At 55.0% G+C, this 5,502-nt stretch carries 4 protein-coding genes and 1 pseudogene; 2 read left to right on the top strand and 3 right to left on the bottom strand.

The features are described 5' to 3' along the window. Both ACFU74_RS35685 and ACFU74_RS35680 read left to right on the top strand, forming a co-directional pair. Positions 1-556, top strand: a 556-nt coding sequence (locus tag ACFU74_RS35685) for a substrate binding domain-containing protein (RefSeq protein WP_380764293.1), incomplete at its 5' end; no start/stop codon positions are given. Between the two features lie 542 nt (positions 557-1,098). Then, on the top strand, positions 1,099-1,455 hold the full coding sequence (locus ACFU74_RS35680) for a hypothetical protein (protein ID WP_049427767.1): 357 nt from the start codon (positions 1,099-1,101) through the stop codon (positions 1,453-1,455). Positions 1,456-1,708: 253 nt separating this feature from the next. Here the strand turns inward: ACFU74_RS35680 and ACFU74_RS35675 are convergent, their stop codons facing one another. The 3 genes and pseudogenes from ACFU74_RS35675 to ACFU74_RS35665 all read right to left on the bottom strand — a co-directional run. Further along, the gene (locus tag ACFU74_RS35675; protein ID WP_076739213.1) at positions 1,709-3,448 is read right to left on the bottom strand and encodes an ATP-binding protein; all 1,740 of its coding nucleotides are present in this window, start codon (positions 3,446-3,448) and stop codon (positions 1,709-1,711) included. Positions 3,449-3,457: 9 nt separating this feature from the next. Next, a complete protein-coding gene (locus tag ACFU74_RS35670) occupies positions 3,458-4,699 on the bottom strand; it encodes a DUF4297 family anti-phage-associated protein (RefSeq protein WP_143578705.1) in 1,242 nt (413 codons plus the stop codon). Between the two features lie 409 nt (positions 4,700-5,108). After that, positions 5,109-5,502: pseudogene (locus ACFU74_RS35665) on the bottom strand (GMP synthase (glutamine-hydrolyzing)); the annotation flags it as partial.

Genomic DNA, 5,502 nt, shown 5'->3' with positions numbered 1-5,502 from the left:
GCAGGTGCAGCTGGCACCGAACATCACCAACCGCAACGTGGACCTGGTGGCCGAAGGCTTCGACCTGGCCATCCGCCTGGGCCAGCTGCCGGACAGCGGGCTGGTGGGGCGGAAGCTGGAAGATGCGCCTTTGGTGCTGGTGGCCGCGCCGGAGTACCTGCAGCGCTGCGGCACGCCGCAGACGCTGGACGACCTGCAGCAGCACCTGTGCCTGCCGTTCGTGATGCCGCGCACCGGACGGTTGGCGCCGTGGATCTTCCGCGACGCCGGGCGCGACGTGGACTGGCTGCCGCGTTCGTCCATCGAGACCTCCGACGATGTGCTGGGCGTGGTTTCGCTGGCCGAACAGGGCATCGGGATTTGCCAGAGTTACGAGTTCATCGTGCTGGAGCGGTTGCGGCGTGGGGAACTGGTGGAAGTGCTGCCGCAGCTGCGCGGGCGGTCGCGCCCGTTCTCGGTGATCTATGCGCCGCATCGGCGGCAGTCGGCGGCGGCGCGGGCGATGATTGAGTTGCTGGTGGGGAATGCGGGGCATGCTGAGGATGGCGCTGGCTGAGGCCGCGAGGTTCGCTGGCGATGTCGGGTTTGAACCGCTTTTCGGGGTGTGTGGCTGATCACGCGCCGTTGCCACTCGGTGCGGATTAAGAACTGTTGCAAAGAAGGCTGTCGCGCTATTCGCTTGTGGCATGGGCGATTGCGCCACTTTGATTCGCCATCAGCAGAGCGGCTGCGCGAATGCGTCTGCTGGCGTCGTGTGTTGCACGATTGGTGCATGCAACAATAGTTCTTCGCTCTCGGATTCCGCGATTCCTTCGCGAATTTCTATTGGTATTCGGAGCGACGGCGTAAACACCATAGCGCGCCACCGACAACGGGTGGCCGGGCCTGCAAACCCGAACTGTTAGTTGTTTACGCTTACCCGTCGGCACCGTCCTTAACCGGTGCCGGCGGGTAATCCGTCGGCCTTTCTGGCGGACGGTGCGTGGGGGTCTTCGGGCCCGCCGGGTACTGACAACTGACGTCCGGTTTGCAGCCACGCACCGTCCGCCACCCGCTTACGCGGTGGCGCTGTTAAGCACAGCCATGGAAGCCGACGCCATGAACGAATCCGACACCTTCTCCTCCTACACCGTTGTTGAGCCCATCAACGACGACACTCCCCTGCCCGACCTGAACTACCTCCTCGGCATCCTCAAGCGCATGCGCGGCTGCGAGGGAGCCGATGGGCACCCATGGCCAGAAACCGATGTGTCGCCCGGCCGCCGCGTAAGCCTGGCTAGAAGTGAGCGCGCGATGGTTGGCGCACTGACGGTGCTGGAGCTGCTGCACGCGGCAGACCGCTGCCGGGTGGCAGCGGACCCGGAACGGCATTTGGATGAGGGAGTTGTGGATGGGCTGTTTCTGGCTTGCCGGGGGTTGGTTGAGTGGGCTTGTCACGAGGTAAGACCAGAGTGAGACGGCAAACGCTCACAGTGTATGAAACCAGCTTCAAGGTGAGCTCGCACCCATTGCCTCGAAAATGCCCCTATACATAACGAAGTAGTCGCCATCGACGGACGGAGCGCGGGCAGTACGTTAGCTCGCGCCAAACTCATTGTTGATTCCGATCAAGAAGGCGGTTGATTTCACGAAGCTCTGGGACAGCCCCGTGCCACTGGGTTCTGATCATCCATCTTTATCAACGACCTGGATCTGCGATCCTTGATCATCACCCTCGCCAGTTGTCGGCACGCTTTTCGAAGTCGATATTCTTCCATTCTGCTTTCCAGAGCGTAAGGTACTTCACATCACTAGACGAGGGCTCAGGATCACATTTCTCTACATACACAACGCACGGCATGATCACGGCATCACCAATCAGAAGTGCTTCCCCTTGCTCCAGTGCGGGCATACCCTCTGTTAGGTTGCCAAGCGTATCCGGCAGTAGTCGGCGGACATAGCCCTGATCATCGGGATTAGTAAGACGCATCGCCAAGAAATTGGAGCACTGCGAAAAGATAGTTTCTGAAATTTCAGACGGTCGCTGACTCGAAATAAGCAGGCTGATGCCGTACTTTCGACCTTCTTTGGCTATGCGTTCGATCGCACCCAGTGAAGCTTTATAGCGCGCAAGTCCACTCTTCGGCGCATACTTGTGCGCCTCCTCATAGACCATCAGGAATGGCTGTTCGGTTTTGGTTTCAACGCGCCGTGCGTAGTAGCAAAAATCGAACATCAGACGGGAGATGAGCGAAACGGTTATGCTGAGCAGTTCAAAGGGGATGCCGCTAAGGTCGATAATGGTGACATTCGACTCACCTCCGACGTTGTAGCCGGTGAACTGTCTAAGCACATCCTCCAAAGAAGCCTTCCTAGCCTTCTGGCCAAAGATGAACCCAAGCCGCGCATTTCCAATCTTCGATCTGACCCGCCGTTCGAACTTATCGATCGAGCCATCGGCATACGGCCCTTTGTTAATCTCACTACGTTTTGTCGGTGCAAATTCGCGCAACTCTTTACAGTAGTGTTCGATCTGGGCATCGACGTCTTCGAATTCGACTTCCGAGCCGTCCTTAAACTTGATCAACAAAGAATTGTCAGCATTCTTTGTCTCTCTAGTTAGATTTCTGAACGCATTCGCGACATGATCGATCTCGTACGGAAGGGGACTGTCGAAATTTACCTTCTCGACACCGGGGTTACTGATTTTCTTTGCGATGGTAACAACCTGCCTCAGCAATGCCTCCTGATTGTAATTGTTGTTATCGCCTGACTCGAGGAACATGTCCTCCATCTCGTCTTCGTTTAGCAGCCAATACGGCAGGACAAGATCATCGACGGTAATTACGCTTGCATTCGGAAAAGCTGCGGCGTACTCAGAGTGAAGATCGAATATAAGAATATGTGAGTTATTAAGACCCTGGTACTCGCCAGCTTTGGCTGATACAGCCCTTTGCAGAATAGAAGACACACTTGACGATTTTCCGGATCCCGAAGCACCGACAACGGCGACATGCTTGTTGAAGAACCGGTCGCCGTGAACGGGCACGACGATATCACGTTGCCGGGTCAGTGAAGAAAAGCAAAAGCGGTCTTCAGCCGCATAGCAGTCTGCATAGATGGCTGCGATTTCCACCTTCGTTGCCGGGACGACCTTCTTCGGTGGAATTGCCAACTCGTCGCCGCCACGATTGAACTTTCCTTCCTTAAGGGTCCCAAGAGGATAGGCGTCAATCATATAGACACGCCTGTAGTCACCACCTTCGCCTCCTTTGACCTCCTTCATTTCGATTGAAAAGCTTTCGATGATGCAAATAAGAGAGACGTTTTCGTTGTCCGATACTTTAAGAAATGATCCAACGCGAAGAGCCTCACCGGCTGATTGGAAGTTCAACAGATCGTCAACGGCTACTCGAACCTTATTGGGGTAAACCGCCACAACCTCGGCATTTGCGATTTCCTCAGTCATTGTACGTCCTCAAATAATTTTCTTGATTGTGGAGATGCTGCTGACGGGGATCGAGTACAGCCGACTCTTTGGACCCGGCATATCCATGGTCACAGGGCTTTCAAGGAAGAAGTCATAGATGTGGCACGACTTCCGCCCCATGCCATCGAGGGCCGTCTGCAACTGCACTTCGTCGTCGACAAAGCGAATTTCGATCTGATGCTGTTGAGTCTGCAGGCTATGGAGGTGATCAATGCGGAATGGCGATCCGCGATACGGGAAGCCGTCCACGAAAATTATTCCAGTATCGAAAAGATCGTTCTTTACCTGCAGAATAAATTCTTCATCCGCACCGCGCAGCAGGATAAATGGAGCGTAGCGGTCGGAATTTTGGATGCGACGATTCTTAGCGGAACTCCAGTTTTTACCGATGGACCTGAGTTGATCGCAGATATCCGAAGGGTCTGTTCCGGTATCACACTGAATAATGAAAGCGCGAACCATTCCCGCGCCGTTCGTCGGCGAGAAGTACAGGCGCTTCATATGCTTCGCGTACTCGACCTCCTCCTTCTCTCGGAGAAGCCAACGATGATGGACGACCTGGGCGCCCTTGAGCACTTCCTGCAGATCACGACGGGTAGTCCTTCGATCGTTGTGATCTTTTTTTGTGGCCAGTGTCGCAATGTAATCGAGGGCTATTGGATAGTGAAATCCTTCAGCCTCAAGAACTGAGACACCTTGGCTCTTCCGTATGGCCTCAATAACGCTGTTTCGATGTTCAGAATATTCAGCAGCAATTTTTATACTGAAATTCTTGCAGAACGCCTCGATCAATTCATCCGGCGCTGTGGATCCATTGAGCAGGGATTTCTTCTCGTACGTTATCGTCCCATCAGCAGCCCTCACCTCCTTGCGGTATTCCATCACCGACTTAAATCGCTCGACGGAAAGCTCACCAATATCGATCTTAACTTCTGAAAAGTGCCCGTACAGGATGTATTTTCTACCTGCGCGCTGCCCCTCTTCGAGCCCATGGAAATGAACAAAGAGCTTGTACAGAGGATCACGCAGCACTGAGTCTGTTAAGTTCTGCTCCGCGTAGTACTTTACCTGGCCGTAAATTACACCTTCATCCGTGTAACGATCAAAATCTTCAACACCCTCAATGACGATGTCATCGTTCAGGCCCGCGCGCAAGATTTCGAGTAAGGCAGCGTCGAGTTGGTAAAAGTACCCTCTGATCGAAGCTGTCGCCTCGCGCTTCTTGTCCACCTCCAGCATCCTAGCCTCCGAATCAGTCCCTGATTGGCCCGGTAGCTCGCGCCATTTCTAGTCACAAGATCGTTAGACAAATATTGAAGCTGGTTTCCATTGCTATCGCGCAAAAGCAACCAAAATGGTTACTCAGCACAACAGCAGCCACGCCCCCAAGAGCTGGACTCATGCGACATTACACAAAAGTTCATGCATCCGGAAGATCCGCATCCGGCGTAGCCCCCCCCCCCGTCAAACTTACTGAGATGAAGTTACGTGACCCCAAGCACTCCTACAAGACACAGTCTCTCCGGCTCGTTCGCAGTTTCCCAACGATCACGTACAGCTATTGAGGCCCAGAAGTTGCAGGTCACTCGATCAAGCCACAAACAACAAGGGCGCCTTTCGGCGCCCTCGTTCTTTCAACTCATTCCCACTCAATAGTCGCCGGCGGCTTCCCCGAGATGTCATAAACCACCCTCGACACCCCCCGCAACTCATTGATGATCCGGTTGCTCACCGTACCCAGGAACTCATACGGCAGATGCGCCCAGTGCGCGGTCATGAAGTCGATCGTCTCCACCGCTCTTAGCGCAATCACCCACTCATAAGCGCGCGCATCACCCACCACGCCCACCGACTTCACCGGCAGGAACACGGCAAACGCCTGGCTGGTCTTGTCGTACAGGTCCGCCTTGCGCAGCTCATCAATGAAGATGGCATCGGCCTTGGCCAGCAGCTCGGCGTACTCGCGCTTCACTTCGCCCAGGATACGCACGCCCAGGCCCGGGCCCGGGAACGGATGGCGGTAGACCATGGTC

The organism is Kitasatospora sp. NPDC057500 (genome assembly GCF_042802195.1).
GTDB lineage: Bacteria > Actinomycetota > Actinomycetes > Streptomycetales > Streptomycetaceae > Kitasatospora.
Note: the sequence above shows the minus strand (reverse complement) of the source record. Positions and strands in the feature narration are given on the sequence as shown.